Origin of the sequence: Streptomyces sp. NPDC020845 (assembly GCF_044334165.1) — a bacterium.
Lineage (GTDB): Bacteria > Actinomycetota > Actinomycetes > Streptomycetales > Streptomycetaceae > Streptomyces.
Genome location: NZ_JBIRSJ010000007.1, coordinates 1 through 17109, shown reverse-complemented (window position 1 = coordinate 17109; position 17109 = coordinate 1). Strand labels below are relative to the sequence as shown.

At 70.9% G+C, this 17109-nt stretch carries 13 protein-coding genes and 1 pseudogene; 9 read left to right on the top strand and 5 right to left on the bottom strand.

What is annotated here, in order from left to right:
• Complete coding sequence (locus ACH4U7_RS18600; RefSeq protein WP_398528981.1) at window positions 1-1095, bottom strand: serine hydrolase domain-containing protein; 1095 nt, start codon at window positions 1093-1095, stop codon at window positions 1-3.
• A gap of 123 nt (window positions 1096-1218) precedes the next feature.
• Window positions 1219-2697, bottom strand: coding sequence for an MFS transporter (locus ACH4U7_RS18595; RefSeq protein ID WP_398528980.1), 1479 nt, complete (start codon window positions 2695-2697; stop codon window positions 1219-1221).
• A 162-nt stretch (window positions 2698-2859) separates the two neighbouring features.
• Here ACH4U7_RS18595 and dusB point away from each other — a divergent pair, with 162 nt between their 5' ends.
• Window positions 2860-3993: a tRNA dihydrouridine synthase DusB gene (gene dusB / locus ACH4U7_RS18590; RefSeq protein ID WP_398528979.1), complete on the top strand. Its 1134-nt coding sequence runs from the start codon at window positions 2860-2862 to the stop codon at window positions 3991-3993.
• A 61-nt stretch (window positions 3994-4054) separates the two neighbouring features.
• Here dusB and ACH4U7_RS18585 read toward each other — a convergent pair whose 3' ends face one another.
• Window positions 4055-5515, bottom strand: a complete 1461-nt coding sequence (locus tag ACH4U7_RS18585) for an MGH1-like glycoside hydrolase domain-containing protein (protein ID WP_398529405.1) — start codon at window positions 5513-5515, stop codon at window positions 4055-4057.
• Window positions 5516-5731: 216 nt separating this feature from the next.
• Here ACH4U7_RS18585 and ACH4U7_RS18580 point away from each other — a divergent pair, with 216 nt between their 5' ends.
• The 5 genes from ACH4U7_RS18580 to ppdK all read left to right on the top strand — a co-directional run bounded on the left by ACH4U7_RS18580 (window position 5732) and on the right by ppdK (window position 13564).
• On the top strand, window positions 5732-7144 hold the full coding sequence (locus ACH4U7_RS18580) for an ABC transporter substrate-binding protein (RefSeq protein WP_398528978.1): 1413 nt from the start codon (window positions 5732-5734) through the stop codon (window positions 7142-7144).
• On the top strand, window positions 7141-8157 hold the full coding sequence (locus ACH4U7_RS18575) for a carbohydrate ABC transporter permease (protein ID WP_398528977.1): 1017 nt from the start codon (window positions 7141-7143) through the stop codon (window positions 8155-8157). Before ACH4U7_RS18580 ends, ACH4U7_RS18575 begins: the two co-directional genes overlap by 4 nt.
• A 65-nt stretch (window positions 8158-8222) precedes the next feature.
• On the top strand, window positions 8223-9089 hold the full coding sequence (locus ACH4U7_RS18570) for a carbohydrate ABC transporter permease (RefSeq protein ID WP_398529404.1): 867 nt from the start codon (window positions 8223-8225) through the stop codon (window positions 9087-9089).
• Window positions 9090-9125: 36 nt separating this feature from the next.
• A complete protein-coding gene (locus tag ACH4U7_RS18565; RefSeq protein ID WP_398528976.1) occupies window positions 9126-10325 on the top strand; it encodes an ROK family protein in 1200 nt (399 codons plus the stop codon).
• A gap of 512 nt (window positions 10326-10837) precedes the next feature.
• Window positions 10838-13564: a pyruvate, phosphate dikinase gene (gene ppdK / locus ACH4U7_RS18560; RefSeq protein ID WP_398528975.1), complete on the top strand. Its 2727-nt coding sequence runs from the start codon at window positions 10838-10840 to the stop codon at window positions 13562-13564.
• Between the two features lie 121 nt (window positions 13565-13685).
• Here the strand turns inward: ppdK and ACH4U7_RS18555 are convergent, their stop codons facing one another.
• Window positions 13686-13844 (bottom strand): hypothetical protein, encoded by a 159-nt coding sequence (locus tag ACH4U7_RS18555; protein WP_398528974.1) that lies wholly within the window; start codon window positions 13842-13844, stop codon window positions 13686-13688.
• Between the two features lie 65 nt (window positions 13845-13909).
• Between ACH4U7_RS18555 and ACH4U7_RS18550 the strand changes: the two are divergent.
• Window positions 13910-14575: pseudogene (locus ACH4U7_RS18550) on the top strand (class I SAM-dependent methyltransferase); the annotation flags it as partial.
• Between the two features lie 60 nt (window positions 14576-14635).
• Here the strand turns inward: ACH4U7_RS18550 and ACH4U7_RS18545 are convergent.
• Window positions 14636-15034, bottom strand: a complete 399-nt coding sequence (locus ACH4U7_RS18545) for a hypothetical protein (protein ID WP_398528973.1) — start codon at window positions 15032-15034, stop codon at window positions 14636-14638.
• A gap of 419 nt (window positions 15035-15453) precedes the next feature.
• Between ACH4U7_RS18545 and ACH4U7_RS18540 the strand changes: the two genes are divergently transcribed.
• The gene (locus ACH4U7_RS18540) at window positions 15454-15990 is read left to right on the top strand and encodes an RNA polymerase sigma factor (protein ID WP_398528972.1); all 537 of its coding nucleotides are present in this window, start codon (window positions 15454-15456) and stop codon (window positions 15988-15990) included.
• A gap of 18 nt (window positions 15991-16008) precedes the next feature.
• Window positions 16009-16800, top strand: coding sequence for a hypothetical protein (locus ACH4U7_RS18535; RefSeq protein ID WP_398529403.1), 792 nt, complete (start codon window positions 16009-16011; stop codon window positions 16798-16800).
• The last annotated feature ends 309 nt before the right edge of the window (window positions 16801-17109 follow it).

The following is a 17109-nucleotide window of genomic DNA, read 5'->3' as shown; positions in this document are numbered from 1 at the left end:
TCAGTCCTCGCCCACCACCGTCAGGTCGTCGCCCAGGGCCGCGGCGATCTGGGCGGCCCGGGAGTGATCGTCCAGCCGGCGCGTCAGATAGGCACAGGCATGCTGGTGCCGGAGCGACCACCAGGCGGCCGAGCCGCCGATCCCGCCCTTGGCGATCTTGCCCTTGTCGCGTACGAACCCCAGCGTCCAGGTGATGTCGGTGCCGAAGACCTCGTCGAAGCCAGTGATTTGGGAGGTGAGCAGCTCGGTGTGCAGCTGTGGCCCCAGCAGTTCGCGCACCGGGCCGTCCTCGCTGGTGAGCCGGGAGAAGAACGCCGCCATGGCGGTCGCGGTCGTGTGCAGGTTGGCCGCCCCGAAGACCGACTGCCGCCAGGCCCGGGAGTTCGTCCGCGCCGTGTCCAGGGCCCCGGCGGGGATCTGGAGCCACGGTGCCGCGTGGAGCTGCCGCGGCCAGTTGGGGTCCGCGTACTCGAGTTCGGCGACGCGGTCCAGTGCGTGATCCGGTACCCCGAACCAGGCGTCGAGCCCCAGCGCGGGCCGCACCACATCGTTGAACATCTCTCCCAGGGTCGTGCCGGCGCCCGCGCGCAGAATGCCGTCGACCAGGTGGCCGTAGGTCAGGGCATGCTCCCCGAGCGATGTCCCGGGCTCGTACTCCGGCGCCGCCTGCGCCAGGCTCTTCCGTAGTCCGTCCTCGTCCAGCAGGTCGAGACCCGCGGCTTCGGCCGGGAAGCGCGGCTGGCCGGCCCGGTGGGTGAGCACCTGGCGGAGCGTGGTCCGCTCCTTGCCCCGGACCCCGTACTCGCCCCAGTGCCTGGCGATCGGCTCGTCCAGCGCCAGCGCGCCGTCGCGGACCGCCACCAGGGCGGCGAGCGTGACGAACGACTTCGACAGCGAGTAGGGCTGGACCAGCGTATCGCCGCGCCAGGAACGGCTCCGTCCGGCGTCGGACCACCCCCCGTGCAACCGGACGACCTCGCGGCCCTGCCGCCAGACCGACAGCCCGGCCCCTGTTTCCGAGCCGCTGTCCACCAGCCGCTCGAAGACCCGACGCACCTCGTCGTAGCCGTCCGCGGCGAACCCTTCGACGTTCATGTCCGCGCTTCCCCCGCCCGATCCTCATACCCCCTAGGGGTGTCCCAGAGACCATGGAGAAGATACCGGGGTGGGGTATGTGGGGCAACTGGTTCGGCCGGTATGCGACACAACGGGTCCGGATTACGCCTTGGTGGTGGCCGAGGCCTGAGCGGGCGCGCGCTCGTCGCCGAAGAGCGCGGCAGCGCGCTTGGCGGTGCCGGCCGCCCAGCGGCCGGTGGTGAGGACCCCGAGCAGCAGCACCGAGCCCCCGCATCCGGCGATGATCCACCAGGCGGGGCGGGCAGCGTCCACGAAGGCCGTGGCCGAGGCGGCGCTGTGCGCCCCGCCCGCCGCGCTCGCCGCGCCCGAGGCGAGCACCGCGCCGATGACCGCGACGCCGAGCGACTGGCCCACCTGGCGGCTGGTGGAGGCCACGGCCGCCGCGACCCCGGCCTGGGCGCGGGGCATCCCGGACACCGCGGTGTTGGTGATGGGCGCGTTGACCAGGCCGAAGCCGATGCCGAACAGCACATAGCCGATCAGCAGCAGGGCGTCGGTCGCCTGGGCGTCGAACGCCGCGAACAGCACCCCGCTCGCCGCCATCGCCGTCCCGGCCAGCAGCAGCGAGAGCCGCGGGCCGCGGCTGCCCACCAGCCGCCCGGACAGCGGCGCGAAGACGAAGCACATGGCCGCCATCGGCAGCATCCACAGCCCGGCGTGCAGCGCCCCGAGCCCGCGTACGTCCTGCAGATACAGCGTGTTCAGGAACAGGAACCCGCCCAGCGCCGCGAAGGCGCTCACCGCTATCACCGTCGCCCCGCTGAAGGGCGCGCTGTGGAAGAAGCGCAGTTCGATCAGCGGCTCGGTGCGGCGCCGCTCGTACGCCACGAGCGCGACCAGCGCGAGGGCGGAGACCGTGGTGCACACGGCGATCAGCGGGGAGCCCCAGCCCCGGTCGGGCGCCTCGATGATCGCGTACGTGAGCGTGCCGAGCAGCGCGGCGATCAGCACCTGGCCCACCGGATCGGGCCGGCGCGGCTTCGGGGCGCGCGACTCGGGCACGTACCGGGCGGTCAGCACCAGGGCCGCCAGCCCCACCGGCACATTGAGCCAGAAGATCGAGCGCCAGCCGACCGACTCCACCAGCACCCCGCCCACCAGCGGCCCGGCCGCCATGCTGATGCCGACGACGCCGCCCCACACCCCGATCGCGCGGGCCCGCTCCCTGGGCTCGGTGAAGGTGTTGGTGATGATCGACATGGCGACGGGGTTGAGCATCGAACCGCCGACCGCCTGCACCATACGGAAGGCCACCAGCGCCTCCAGGTTCGGCGCGAGGCTGCACAGCGCCGAGCCGAGGGAGAAGACCACCAGGCCGGTCTGGAAGGTGCGCTTACGCCCCACCCGGTCGGCCGTCGAGCCCGCCAGCATCAGCAGCGCGGCGAGCACCAGCGTGTACGCGTCAATCGTCCACTGCATCCCGGAGACGGAAGCGTGCAGCTCACGCCGCATCGAGGGCAGCGCCACATTGAGGACGGTGTTGTCGAGGCTGACGAGCAACAAGCTCATGCAACAGATCGCCAGCACGAGCAGGCGCCGCCGTTGGCTCAGCTCAGGCATGGTTGAACGCTACATCGATAAGTCGGGTCGGGCCGCCGAACGGTCGGGACGATCCCCCGTGGCGTACGCGGAACGCCACGTGCGGGACAATGAGAGCTGGCCTCCCTCCTGACCCCGTACCCGAGTCCCGTACCCGAGCCCATACCCGAGGACACCTCTTCCATGACCGCCACGCAGCTGCAGATCGGACCGCACACGGTGACCCCGCCGGTGGTGCTCGCGCCCATGGCCGGGATCACCAATGCGCCGTTCCGCACCCTCTGCCGCGAGTTCAGCGGAGGCAAGGGGCTGTTCGTGAGCGAGATGATCACGACCCGGGCGCTGGTCGAGCGCGACGCCAAGACCATGCGGCTGATCCACTTCGACGGGACCGAGAAGCCCCGCTCCATCCAGCTGTACGGGGTGGACCCGGTGACCGTCGGCAAGGCCGTACGGATGATCGTCGAGGAGGACCTGGCCGACCACATCGACCTCAACTTCGGCTGCCCGGTGCCCAAGGTCACCCGCAAGGGCGGCGGCTCGGCGCTCCCGTACAAGCGCCACCTGCTGCGCTCGATCCTGCGCGAGGCCGTGACCGGCGCGGGCCCGCTGCCGGTGACGATGAAGATGCGCAAGGGCATCGACGACGACCACATCACCTACCTCGACGCGGGCCGTATCGCGGTCGAGGAGGGCGTGACCGCCATCGCGCTGCACGGCCGTACGGCGGCGCAGCACTACGGCGGCACCGCCGACTGGGACGCCATCGCCCGGCTGAAGGAGGCCGTCCCCGAGATCCCGGTGCTGGGCAACGGCGACATCTGGTCGGCGGACGACGCGGTGCGGATGATGCGCGAGACGGGCTGCGACGGCGTGGTCGTGGGGCGCGGCTGCCTGGGGCGGCCGTGGCTGTTCGGTGACCTGGTGGCGGCCTTCGAGGGCGGCGGCGCCCCGGCTCGGCCGACCCTCAAGGAGGTCGCGGCGGTCATGCGCCGCCATGCCGAGCTGCTGGCCCAGTGGCTGGAGGACGAGGAGCGGGGCGTCATCGACTTCCGCAAGCACGTCGCCTGGTACACCAAGGGCTTCTCGGTCGGCTCCGAGATGCGCAAGCGGCTGGCGATCACCTCGTCCCTGGCCGAGCTGGACGCGCTGCTCGGCGAGCTGGACCTGGACCAGGAGTGGCCGACGGGCGCGGACGGCCCGCGCGGGCGCACCTCCGGCCGCAACCGCGTGGTGCTGCCGGACGGCTGGCTGGACGACCCGTACGACTGCGCGGGCGTCAGCGCCGACGCGGAGCTGGACACCTCCGGCGGCTGACCTGGGGCGCGGTTCTCGCGGACGCGGCCCGTGGCGCTGCGGCAGCCCGCGGTCCGCGTAGTCAGTCCGCTTCGGTCGCCATCTCCCGCTCGGACGCCACCAGGTCCGCGTCTGCCTCGCCCGAGGTGACCAGCAGGTCAAGCGCCAGCGCCGCCGTCCAGCCGAAGTCGCGGGTGCCGCGTGCCTCGCCGGTGTACGGGTCGACGTACTCGGCGAAACCGGAAGAGACGGCCACGTCGAGGGCGGTGGAGCGCAGCGCGTCGGCCCGGTCCACCGCGCCGTGCTGCCGCAGGCCGCGCTCCATCAGCCAGTTGACGTTGAACCAGGCGGGGCCGCGCCAGTAGCGGTACGGGTCGAAGGCGTGCCCCAGCAGGTCGTAGCTGGGCACGAGACGCACCGAGGTGCCCAGGCCGAAGTGGGGGCCCGACGCGGTGCGGATCAGGGCGGCGGCGATCTCGCGCGGGAGGTCGGGCACGATCAGCGGCAGCAGGCCCGCGGCGCTGAGCTCGGGGATCAGCGCGCCGCCTGCGTTCGCGCCGCCTGCGTTCGCGCCACCTACGTTCGTCCCGCCTGCGTTCGTTCCGCCGGGTATGTCCGCACCGCTGCCTACGTCGGCTCCGCCGCGCAGGTCACGGCACAGGAACAGCCCGGCGGCCGGGTCCCACAGGCGCTCGACCAGGGCGGCGGTGAGCCGCCGTGCCTGTGCTCGGTGGGGCGCCGGGTCGGCGCCGATGACGGCGGCGATCTCGGCCAGGGCGTGCTCGGAGGCGATCAGCAGCGCGTTGACCCCGGGGTCCTCCACGGCGAAGGCGGGCGCCTTCGCAGCCGTAGGGCCGTCGTCGCGGTAGCCGCGGTCCCGGTAGTCGGCGGCGAGCCGCACATAGCGGCCGTAGTCCAGGTCGGTGGGCCGGTCGGCGGCCGCGCCGTGGTCGAGGTCGGCGCGGCGGAAGGTGCCGGGCGAGGCTGGCTCGACCCGCGCCAGCGGGGCGTCCCAGCAGGGGCTGTTGTCCATGCCGGGCTCCCAGGGGTGGACCACGGACACCAGCCCGTGGCCGCCCAGGTCCCGGGACTCGGCGAGGTAGCGGTGCCAGGCCGCGAGCCGTGGGTACATTCGGGCCAGGAAGCCGCGGCGGGCCGAGGCCCGAGGGTCGGTCAGGTGCACCAACCGGCAGGCGAGCGCGTGGACCGGTGGCTGGACGATGCCGGAGGTCTCGATGCCCGAGGGGGCGCCGAGCGCCGCGCCCGCGCTGGAGGAGCGCCAGAAGTCGGGGCTCGGGAAGTACGCGTCCAGCGGCACCGCCGGGTTGAAGACGATGTGCGGGATCCTGCCGTCGCCCCATTGGGCGGCCAGCAGGGTCTCCAGCTCGCGCTGGGCGCGGCGCACCGACAGATGGCGCAGCCCGATGGCGATGAACGCCGAGTCCCAGCTCCACTGGTGCGGGTACAGTCCGCGCGAGGGGACCGTGGAGGTGCCGGTCCAGTTCTCCAGGAGCACCCGCCGGGCGCCGCGCAGCAGTCGCATCGGCGCGGGTTGGAAGAGCTCGCCGCTTTCCACGAAGGACTCCGTCCGAGGGGTCGTGGCTTCGCCGTTACTGGACTTCGCCGTTACTGGACTTCGCCTTGCTGGGCTTCGTCATTGCTGTTACGGCGAAGATATCTCAGGCTTATGTCTTGTCAATACGCAAAACTGATGCTGTGATGCGTTGCTCACAAGCATAAGTGGCGCGTGAGGACTGAGATGCGACTGTGGACCCGGCGGTCGAAGGCGACCGCAGCCGGGATAGCCGCGGCACTGGGCATCGGCCTGCTGGCCGGGTGCTCGAGCGGCGCGACGGACAAGCCCGACAACAAGCTCACGGTGTGGTCACTGGAGAGCCTGCCGCCGCGGATGGCGGCCACCCAGAAGATCGTCGACCGGTTCGAGGAGAAGACCGGCATCAGCGTCAAGCTGGTGGGGGTGAGCGAGGCCCAGCTGCCCCAGATGATCATGTCCGCGGCGGCCGCTGGACGGCTCCCCGATGCGATTGCCGCCCTCCCGCTGGGCCAGATGTGGCAGATGTACAGCAACGGCCTGGTCGACACCCGCGTCCCGGGCGAGGTGATCAAGCGGCTCGGCCCCGGCACCTTCGACGCCAACGCCCTCCGCCTCGCCTCCGACCGGGGCACCCGGCTCGGCGTACCGTCTGACGCCTGGCTGCAGCTGCTCGTCTACCGCAAGGACCTGTTCCAGCGGGACGGTCTGCCGGCCCCCGACAGCTACCGCGACCTGCTGCGCGCCGCCGACCGGCTGGACGTCCGCGGCCGGGACGGGATCTCCGCCGCCACCGACCCGGCGGACGTCTTCACCCAGCAGAGCTTCGAGAGCCTGGCCCTCGCCAACGGCTGCCGGCTCATCGACGACGCGGAAGACGGCGAGGGAGACGTAGCGCTGGCCTCCCCTGCCTGCCGCACCGCCTTCACCACGTACGACACCCTGGCCCGGCGGCACGGCGCGCCCGGCACCCAGACCGTCGACTCCACCCGCGCCACCTACTTCTCCGGGAAGTCGGCGATGGTCGTCTGGTCGTCGTTCCTTCTGGACGAGCTCGCGGGGCTGCGCAAGGACGCCCTGCCCAGCTGTCCCCAGTGCGCGGGCGACCGCTCGTTCCTCGCCGACAACAGCGGGATCGTCACGGCGCTGAAGGGCCCCGACGGCCGGGAGGCCGCTCAGTTCGGCGATGTCACCTCCTGGACCGTGACCAGGACCGCCGAGACCGAGGCGACGAAGACCTTCCTCACGTACATGATGACCTCGGGCTACGAGGACTGGTTCGGCATGGCGCCCGAGGGCAAGATCCCCGTCCGCACCGGCACCGTCGCCTCCCCCGACCGCTACCGGCGCGCCTGGCGCGCCAGCGACATGGGCGTCGATGTCAGGAAGCCGATGAACGAGGTCTTTCCCGACACGCTGCTCGACGAGCTCGCGGCGGGCGTCGGCAGGATCAAGCGCTGGGGGATCGAGCAGGGCGAGGGCGCCCTGGTCGGCGCGCTCAACGGCGAACTGCCCATCCCCAAAATCATCTCCGCCATGACCGGCGGCCAACTCCCGCCCGACCGGGCCGCGCACGACGCGGCCGAGGAAGTCACCGCCCTGCGGAGGTCCCTGCGATGACCGTTACCCGCCCCGCTTCCGACTCCAGTCCCGCCCCCGCCGCCCGCCGCGCACCGGCCCCCGGCCCCCGACGCCTCACCGCCGCCCGGCGCGAGAACCGCGCGGGCCTCGCCTTTGTCACCCCCACCTTCGTGGTGGTGCTGGTCGTGGTCGTGCTGCCCATCCTGTGGACCGTGCTGCTGGCCTTCCAGCGCGCCCGGCTCATCGACATCCAGGGCATGGGCCTGTTCGGCCACTGGACCCTGGACAACTTCGCGTCCGTCTTCGACTCGCCCGGCTTCTGGTCCTCCCTGTGGACCACCCTCCTGTACACCGTGGGGGCCACCTTCGGCTCGATCGCCCTCGGCCTGGTCGCCGCCCTCGCGCTGCGCCGGCCGTTCCGCGGCCGGGGGCTGCTGCGCGGGGCCATGCTGCTGCCGTATGTCGCCCCGGTCGTCGCCGTCGCCTTCGTCTGGCAGGTCGCGCTCAGCCCGCAGTACGGCATCGTCAACGCGTGGGGCGCGAAGCTCTTCGGCTGGGACGACCCGATCGCCTTCCTGTCCACTCGCCAGTACACCGTGCACCTGCTGGGGGTGGGCTTCGACGTGCCGCTGGCCCTGCTCACCGTCATCGCCTTCGAGATCTGGCGCTACTTCCCCTTCGCCTTCCTGTTCCTGCTGGCCCGGCTGCAGGCGGTGCCGCCCGGCCTGGAGGAGGCGGCCAAAGTGGACGGCGCCACGCCCAGCCAGCGGCTGAGGCACATTCTGCTGCCGCAGCTGATGCCGGTGATCGCGCTGCTGAGCGTGTTGCGCTTCATCATGACCTTCAACAAGTTCGACGACGTCTATCTGCTCACCGGCGGCGGCGCCGGGACGGATGTGGTCGCGGTGCGGGTCTACGACTTCCTCACCTCGCGCTACGACGTCGGGGCGGCCTCCGCCCAGGCGCTCGTCCTCGCCGCGGTGCTGATGGCCCTGCTCGGCGTCTACTTCGTCTTCTTCGCCCGTAAGACCCAGGAGGAGGCAGCCAAATGAGCCGCCCGAAGACCCCTCCGACCAGCCCGCCGAGCCCGCCGGCGAGCCGCTGGGAGGGCCGCCCGATGAGCCGTGCGCAGTTCGAGGAGCGCTTCTTCGCCGTGGCCCGCTGGGTGGTGATCGCCTTTCTCGGGCTGATCACCATCGTGCCGTTCGGCTACATGCTGCTGCTGTCGGTGAAGCCGATCGACGCGCTGCTGCTGGACCCCGGCAGCCTGTGGGTGTCCGCGAAGGACTTCACCCTCGACACCTACCGCAGCGTCCTCAAACCGGCCGACGAGGGCGGCCAGGGCTTTCTGCGGATGCTGCTGAACTCCGCGCTGGTCTCGCTCGGCACGGTCGCGCTGACCCTGCTGGCGGCGGTGCCCGGCGCGTATGCCGTCAGCAGGCTGAGGTTCTTCGGCAGCCGCCAGGTCGGGGCGCTGTTTCTCGCGGTGTATCTGTTCCCCGCGACGCTGCTGGCCGTGCCGTTGTTCGTCATGTTCGCCAAGCTGGGACTACAGGGCAGCCTGGTGGGGCTCGCGATCGTCTACGTCGCGCAGACCGTGCCGGTATCGGTGTACATGATGAAGAACTACTTCGCCACCGTCCCGTACAGCGTCGAGGAGGCCGCGGTGCTGGACGGCTGCTCGCGGCTGCAGACGGTCCGCAAGGTCGTCCTGCCGCTCGTGCTGCCCTCCCTTATGGCGACCGGCCTGTACATCTTTATGATCGCCTGGAACGAATTCCTCTTCGCGCTGCTCTTCCTCGCTGCCGAACCCGACCGGTGGACCGTCTCCCTGGGCCTCCAGCAGCTCGCGGGCGGTGTCGAGGTCTCCAAGACGGTCCTGATGGCCGGATCGGTGGTGCTCACCCTCCCGGTGGTGCTGCTGTTCTTCGCCGCCGAGCGACTGTTGACCGAGGGCCTGACCAGCGGCGCGGACAAGGGTTAGGCATACGGCCGACCACAGACGACCGCGAGGAGCGAGATGGCGGGCAGCACCGGGACCCAGGCCAGTGCGGGCCACCTGCTTCAGCTGATCCGCAGCGGGCGGGCCACCACGCGCGGCGAGCTGCAGGTCGCCACCGGGCTGTCCAGGTCCACCGTCGGGCACCGCCTGGACCAGCTCTTCCGGGCGGGCTGGGTGCGCGGCAGCGCGGGCTCCACCTCCACCGGGGGGCGCCCCTCCGCCCGGCTGGAGTTCGACCCCGGCCACGCCGTGGTGCTGGCCGTCAATCTGGAGACCCGGCACGGGCGGGCCGCCGTCCTGGACCTGGCGGGCACCCCGATGGCCGAGCACACCGCGCCGCTGGACATAGCGGACGGCCCCGAGCGGGTGCTGGACGAGGTGGGCGGGTGGTTCGGGCCGCTGCTGGAGCGGGCCGGGAGCGACCCGGGGCGGGTCTGCGGCATCGGTCTCTCCGTCCCGGGCCCGGTGGACTGGGAGAGCGGGCAGGCCGTGCAGCCGCCGATCATGCCGGGCTGGGACCGCTACCCGATCGGGGAGCGGGCCCGGCGCGCCTTCACCGAGAAGGTCGCGGGGGCCACCCCGGTGCCCGTGCTGGTCGACAACGACGCCAATTTGATGGCGTACGGGGAGCAGCGCGCCGGCTACCCCGACTGCTCGGCGTTCGTCCTGGTCAAGGTCTCCACCGGGATAGGCGCCGGGGTGGTCGTCGGCGGCGAGATCTACCGCGGCATCGACGGCGGGGCCGGGGACATCGGCCACATCCGGCTGCACGACCGCCCCGACGCGCTGTGCATGTGCGGCTCGTACGGCTGTCTGGCGGCGGTGGCCAGCGGGCGGGCGCTGGCCCGGGACCTGAGCGCGGCGGGGCGGCCCGCCACCTCCGGCTCGGATGTGCGCGGGCTGCTGGCGGAAGGCGACCCGACGGCGGTGCGGATGGCGCGGGATGCCGGGCGGCGGGTCGGGGAGGTGCTGGTCACCGTGGTCACGCTGCTGAACCCGGGGGTGCTGATGGTGGGCGGGGACCTGGCCGGGGTGCCGTTTCTGACCGGCGTGCGGGAACTGCTGTATCAGCGGGCGCTGCCGCGCACCACGGCCAATCTCCAGGTGGTCACCTCCCGGCTCGGCGACCGCGCGAGCCTGGTCGGGGCCGCCGCGATGGTCGTGGAGTCGCTGTACTCCCCGGAGCGGGCGGACGCCCGGCTCACGGCGCTCGCCTGAAGCCGCCCCGACCCGCCACGGCCCGCCGCCCTGACCCGTCGCGCCGACCCGCCGTCCCGGCCTGCCCCGACTCTGCTCATCTGGGCGTGCTCATTTGAGCAGACCCCCACTCGTTGTATCCAAAAGGCGAGATGAGGGACCGTCAGGGCGCGTGATTCTCGCCACTCTGATAGCCTCCTCGCTCATATGAGCGGACACCTCGGGGTGATCCGGCGATCGGGGGCCGTGCTCACCTCTCCAAGTCATGGCACTCCGTGCCATCTGTTGATGTTCGACACCTCGAACCAATGATTACGCACAGCGACATGCATCGCCTTCCGGGTGCGCGCAGCGTGGGCGTGTGTTCGGTTCTTGAAGTAGCTGAGAAGCGGGCTGTTTCGTACGAGTGACTTTCGAACTCGTGGCAGGCGGGTGGTTACGGCCGAATGACGGGGGAGTGCACATGCTCAGAAGCCTTTGATCTGGGTACGCTCCCCGCCGTCAGGGCAGCCGAGCCGAGGAGATCGAGTCCCGTGCCGGAAACACAAGATCAGCAGAAGTTCGTTTACGACTTCACCGAGGGCAACAAGGATCTCAAGGACTTGCTCGGCGGGAAGGGCGCCAACCTCGCCGAGATGACCAATCTCGGTCTCCCCGTGCCACCGGGTTTCACCATCACCACGGAGGCATGCAAGGTCTACCTCGCCAGTGGTGAGGAGCCGGCCGCCCTGCGCGACGAGGTGAGTGCGCACCTCGACGCCCTCGAGAACAAGATGGGCAAGAAGCTCGGCCAGGCGGACGACCCGCTGCTGGTCTCCGTACGCTCCGGGGCGAAGTTCTCGATGCCCGGCATGATGGACACCGTCCTGAACATCGGGCTCTCCGACGACTCGGTGGCCGGCCTGGCAGCCCAGGCGGGCGACGAGCGGTTCGCATGGGACTCCTACCGCCGCCTGATCCAGATGTTCGGCAAGACGGTGCTCGGCGTGGACGGCGACCTCTTCGAGGAGGCGCTGGAGGAGACCAAGCGTGCCAAGGGCGTGACCGTCGACGTCGACCTGGACGCCGGTGACCTCAAGCGGCTGGTCGGCGAGTTCAAGGACATCGTCGCCAAGGAGACGGGACACAGCTTCCCGCAGGAGCCGCGCGAGCAGATGGACCTCGCGGTGCGGGCGGTCTTCGACTCGTGGAACGGCGACCGCGCCAAGCTCTACCGCCGCCAGGAGCGCATCCCGCACGACCTGGGCACCGCGGTCAACATCTGCTCCATGGTCTTCGGCAACCTCGGCCCCGACTCGGGCACCGGCGTCGCCTTCACCCGCGACCCGGCCAGCGGCCAGCAGGGCGTCTACGGCGACTACCTGCAGAACGCGCAGGGCGAGGACGTCGTGGCCGGTATCCGTAACACCGTTCCGCTCGCCGACCTCGAACAGATCGACAAGGGCTCGTACGACGAGCTCATGCGGATCATGGAGACCCTCGAGAACCACTACCTGGACCTGTGCGACATCGAGTTCACCATCGAGCGCGGCAAGCTGTGGATGCTCCAGACCCGCGTCGGCAAGCGCACCGCCGGGGCCGCCTTCCGGATCGCCACCCAGCTGGTCGACCAGGGCCTGATCGACGAGGCCGAGGCGCTGCGCCGGGTCAACGGCGCGCAGCTCGCCCAGCTGATGTTCCCGCGCTTCGACGAGGAGGCGGCGAACGGCGGCACGGTGCGCAAGCTGGGGCGGGGCATCGCCGCCTCGCCGGGCGCGGCCGTCGGAAAGGCCGTCTTCGACTCGTACACCGCCATCAAGTGGTCCCGGTCCGGCGAGAAGGTCATCCTCATCCGCCGTGAGACCAACCCCGACGACCTCGACGGCATGATCGCCGCCGAGGGCATCCTGACCTCCCGGGGCGGCAAGACCTCGCACGCCGCCGTGGTCGCCCGCGGCATGGGCAAGACCTGTGTCTGCGGCGCCGAGGAGCTCGAAGTCGACACCAAGCGGCGCCGGATGACGGTGCCCGGCCTCGACGGCAAGGACGGGCTGGTGATCGAGGAGGGCGACGTCATCTCGATCGACGGCTCCTCCGGCAAGGTCTACCTCGGCGAGGTGCCGGTCGTCCCGTCCCCGGTCGTCGAGTACTTCGAGGGCCGGATGCACGCGGGCGCCGACGACGCCGACGAACTGGTCGGCGCCGTACACCGGATCATGGCGTACGCCGACCGAGTACGCCGGCTGCGGGTGCGGGCCAACGCCGACAACGCCGAGGACGCCAACCGCGCCCGGCGGTTCGGGGCCCAGGGCATCGGCCTGTGCCGCACCGAGCACATGTTCCTCGGCGAGCGGCGCGAACTGGTCGAGCGGCTGATCCTCGCCCACACCGACGAGGAGCGCGAGACCGCCCTCGGCGCGCTGCTGCCGCTCCAGAAGGACGACTTCGTCGAGCTCTTCGAGTCGATGGACGGCCTGCCCGTCACCGTACGGCTGCTCGACCCGCCGCTCCACGAGTTCCTGCCCGACATCACCGAGCTGTCGGTGCGCGTCGCGCTCGCCGAATCCCGCAAGGACCACAACGAGAACGACCTGCGGCTGCTCCAGGCCGTGCACCGCCTGCACGAGCAGAACCCGATGCTCGGCCTGCGCGGGGTGCGCCTCGGGCTCGTCATCCCGGGCCTGTTCGCCATGCAGGTACGGGCCATCGCGGAGGCCGCCGCCGAGCGCCGCAACGCCAAGGCCGATCCGCGCGTCGAGATCATGATTCCGCTGGTCGGCACGGTCCAGGAGCTGGAGATCGTCCGCGAGGAGGCCGAGCGGGTCATCGAGGAGGTGGAGCGGGCCCGGGGTGTGGACCTCAAGCTCACCCTCGGCACCATGATCGAGCTGCCGCGCGCCGCGCTGACCGCCGCTCAGATCGCCGAGTCCGCCGACTTCTTCTCCTTCGGCACCAACGACCTCACCCAGACCGTCTGGGGCTTCTCCCGCGACGACGTCGAGGGGAGTTTCTTCACCGCCTACCTGGAGAAGGGCATCTTCGGCGTCAGCCCCTTCGAGACCATCGACAAGGACGGCGTCGGCTCCCTCGTCCGCAGCGCCGCCGAGGCCGGCCGCGCCACCCGCCCCGACCTCAAGCTCGGCGTCTGCGGGGAGCACGGCGGCGACCCGGAGTCCGTCCACTTCTTCCACGAGGTGGGCCTGGACTACGTCTCCTGCTCGCCGTTCCGCATCCCGGTCGCCCGCCTGGAAGCCGGCCGCGCGGCGGTCATGGAGCGGTAACCGGCCAGCCAGACCACCGGAGTCGGCCCGGGGCACCCTACCCTCAGCCCCATCGCCGACTCCGGACCGCGAAGGGGGCGGCACCTGTGCGGAGGTGCCGCCCCCTCCTTCGCTGATCGGGTCAGCGGGTCGTGTACGTGTACGCGAGCAGCGCTATCGGCATCGCGGCGCACACGGCCAGGCAGATCCGCCACGCGGGAACGCCGAAGAAGCGGGTGCCCTCGCCGTCCGGGCACACCTCATCGCCGTCCCGGACGACCCGATGAGTCCTGATCTTCATGTCCAGCTCCGGCGGATCAAGACGCGGCGGCCAGAAGTAAGACGGCCACCGGCGCCACGACCATACGGCCGCTCGACGTCGGCGGCGGTCCAGGCGCGCACGCCCGCTGGCTGACCGAGGATGGCCACCACGTCCACCTTGTCGACCCCGTCCCCCGCCACATCGAGCAGGCGAAGCGCATCAAGGGCCGCACGGTCGAACTGGGCGATGCCCGGGAGCTCACAGCAGGGAGGGAGTCCTACGACGTTGTCCTCTTGCTCGGCCCCCTCTACCACCTCCTGGAGCGCGACCAGCGGGATCGGGCCCTGGCTGAGGCATACCGTGTCCTGCGCCCCGGAGGACTGCTTGCTGCCGCCGGGATCAACCGCTATGCGAGCCTCTTTGAGCACACGGCGTTCGCGCATCTGTACAAGGAGCGGATGCAGGAGAGCATCGGGAACATCCTCCGGACTCAGGTGCACGATGGGAAGAAGGCATTCACGGCGGCCTACTTCCACACCGGCGAGCAACTGCTCGAAGAGGTGAAGGACGCGGGGTTCGACGCTCAGGTCTTTGGCATCGAGGGCCCAACGTGGGGGATGTTGAAGGCGGCAGAGCAGTACACCGGTGAATCGGTGGTCGATACGCCGCTGTTCAAGTCGGCCCCGACCGCTGCGCGCATGGCCGAGCCGTACCCGGAACTGCTGGCCGCGAGCTCGCATCTCTTGGCAGTCGGGCGCCGCCCGTCTTGACCTCGGGACGTCCAGGCATGACGGAAGCGCCTTGTCCGGCCGGGCCGCGTGAGATGACTTCTAAGCCCGGGAGGAGGCGACCAGCGCCTCGGCTTCCTCGCGAACCGGATCATCCGGGAGGGGCGGGCGGAACTTGCGTAGCGTGGCTTCGTAACGCTTCGCATGGGAGTGGAACGTCCAGGTGTGGATCCAGAGAGCCAGGAAACCCCAGGAAGTCCCGGCCCAGACGAAGAACCCGTCCAGCGCTGTCCACGTGGCGTGGGCCGCCGTCAGGTTCGCGATGAGCCAGCCTTCGGCGGCCGTCTGGAGGACCACGGCGACGATCCACCAACCGAGCAGGCTGCAGAGGGCACGGAGCTCGTGGACGATGTCGAGCTTGACGATGCGCAGGTCCTCTGCCGCGGGATCCGCTCCTCCGCGCTTCGCCGCGACGGCACGTCGAGCGACTGCGAGCTGCATCTGGGGCAAGTTGATCACTCTGTGCCTGCAGTGGTAGCGGCACTGCGTCACCGGGTGGCCCCCTCGCGTGGGCCGTGCGCCTCGCGCGTCGCGATCTTCAGCGCGGCGAGCACCGGTTCGCGCACGCCATCGAGTTACCGCGGTGCGAGGCCGCCGACCCGCGCCGGGAGCGGATGGGCGGTAGGCCGCACCAGAGGTCGCCGCGCCCGCCAACGCATCAGCGTCCTGTTCGCCATGCTCCGAGACGGCACCTTCTGCGTATCCCGCGTACGCAAGGACGCCGTGCTCGCCACATGACCCCAACAAGCCCGAACCACCCTTAGCCCGCGCCCCTCACGGAGGGAAACTCGTTTCAGGAAAGGCCTGTTGCACCTGTGGCCGTCGTGGACACGTAAGGGCAGAAGCTACGGAAGGAAGCCATGCCCATCGAGACCGAGGCCCAGTTCACGGACGTGTATCGGGCTCACTACGAAGACGTGCTGAGGTTCGTGCGCCGGCGCGCTCACCCGATGAACGTCGACGACATCGTCGGGGAGACGTTCCTCACCGCGTGGCGCCGACGCGGTGAGCTGCCCGACGACCCGCGGCCCTGGCTGTTCGGCACTGCCCGCAAGGCGATGCTCAACTCCCAGCGGGGGATGCGCCGGCAGTCCGCGCTCGCGGTGCGCGTCCAGCGGGCCGGTGAGGCCTTCGGCGCGCGGCCGCAGGCGGTCGACCCGACGGCCCACGCGGACGACCGTATGGACCTCGCGGCGGCCTGGCAGTCACTTGCCGCCGCGGATCAGGAAGTCCTCGCGCTGCTCGTCTGGGAGCACCTGTCCGCCAAGGACGCCGCGAGGGTCCTCGGGTGCAGCCGCGCCGCCTACGCGATGCGGCTCACCAGGGCCAGGCGGCGGCTGGCCGCCCGCCTGGGCTCCGCCACCGCTGTTTCTCCCGTGCTCGCCGCGAACCACTGACAGGAGTCCGTGACCACCATGAACAACAACGACCTGCTCTCCCGCCTCACCGCACTCGACGCCGCCCCGCGCACCGAGCCGACCGCCGACGAGATTGACCGTGAGGAGACCCTGCTGCGGACGATCCTCGGCGACACCGGCCGGCCCGCCCGCTCGGCCGGCGCCGTCTTCCGCCGCCCGCTCGTGCGCCGGGTGACCTTCACCCTGGCCAGCGCGTGCGCCGCGGGCGCGGCCTTCACCTTCGTCACCGGGGGGCTGCCGGACCAGGGCGACAACGGACCGGTGTCCTCGGCGGAGCTGGTCAGTTGGACCGGCACGCCCAAGGCGCTCGACACCGCCGAGGGCAAGGGCTCCGCCGCCGCGGACCAGTGCCTCGACCTGACGGCCGGACAGGGTACCGGCACCGCCCGGATCAGCAACGCGGATATCCGTGGCGACGTGGCCTCAATGGTCGTCACCCGGTCCGGCGACGCGTCGTACTGCCTGGCCGGTTCGGACGGGACGGGCTTCGCGATGGCGATCTCCCCGGTGGTGAAGCTGCCCGCCGACGGGCTCGATCTGGACACCTACGGCGCCCGGGGCAGCGGCGACAGCGAGTTCAACTACGTGGTCGGGGCGGTGGGCGCCGACGTGCAGGAGGTCGTCGTACGCGACTACGGGAAGACCGTCCGGGCCACGGTCGAGGATGGCCGCATGACCGCCTGGTGGCCCGGCGGCAAGCCCGACGGCCTGCTCACCGGCACCTTCACCATCACCCTGAAGGACGGCACGAGCCGTACGGTCCCCGCGAATTCGCTGATGGCCCATTAGGGGCCTTGGGCGGTAGGCAGGTGACGTTGCAGGAAGGAGAAAGAGGATGAAGGGGGCCGGGGAGGCGAGGTCCCCCCGGCTCCCTCGCTCCGTTGTGTTTTCCGTGGTCCTGCGAGAGAGTCGCCGGCCTCGACCCGCCTGGGCCGTCAGGCGTCCAAGAATCCGGGTGGCGCCCACTCGCGGTCACTCCCAACCGCGAAGCTCTCAGTGGGCAGTTCGTAAGGCTATGTCCGTTTCCGGCTGGGGGTGGGCGCAAGGTCGCTGGTGGAGGTTCCGTCGGCTATTGCTTCCGGGTGAAGTTGCCGGTGT

Coding starts and splice junctions, on each gene's coding strand:
- ACH4U7_RS18535 (WP_398529403.1), top strand. CDS start 16,009: ATGAACAACAACGACCTGCTCTCCCGCCTCACCGCACTCGACGCCGCC.
- ACH4U7_RS18555 (WP_398528974.1), bottom strand. CDS start 13,844: ATGAAGATCAGGACTCATCGGGTCGTCCGGGACGGCGATGAGGTGTGC.
- ACH4U7_RS18585 (WP_398529405.1), bottom strand. CDS start 5,515: ATGCGACTGCTGCGCGGCGCCCGGCGGGTGCTCCTGGAGAACTGGACC.
- ACH4U7_RS18580 (WP_398528978.1), top strand. CDS start 5,732: ATGCGACTGTGGACCCGGCGGTCGAAGGCGACCGCAGCCGGGATAGCC.
- ACH4U7_RS18575 (WP_398528977.1), top strand. CDS start 7,141: ATGACCGTTACCCGCCCCGCTTCCGACTCCAGTCCCGCCCCCGCCGCC.
- ACH4U7_RS18595 (WP_398528980.1), bottom strand. CDS start 2,697: ATGCCTGAGCTGAGCCAACGGCGGCGCCTGCTCGTGCTGGCGATCTGT.
- ACH4U7_RS18545 (WP_398528973.1), bottom strand. CDS start 15,034: ATGCAGCTCGCAGTCGCTCGACGTGCCGTCGCGGCGAAGCGCGGAGGA.
- ACH4U7_RS18540 (WP_398528972.1), top strand. CDS start 15,454: ATGCCCATCGAGACCGAGGCCCAGTTCACGGACGTGTATCGGGCTCAC.
- dusB (WP_398528979.1), top strand. CDS start 2,860: ATGACCGCCACGCAGCTGCAGATCGGACCGCACACGGTGACCCCGCCG.
- ACH4U7_RS18600 (WP_398528981.1), bottom strand. CDS start 1,095: ATGAACGTCGAAGGGTTCGCCGCGGACGGCTACGACGAGGTGCGTCGG.
- ACH4U7_RS18570 (WP_398529404.1), top strand. CDS start 8,223: ATGAGCCGTGCGCAGTTCGAGGAGCGCTTCTTCGCCGTGGCCCGCTGG.
- ACH4U7_RS18565 (WP_398528976.1), top strand. CDS start 9,126: ATGGCGGGCAGCACCGGGACCCAGGCCAGTGCGGGCCACCTGCTTCAG.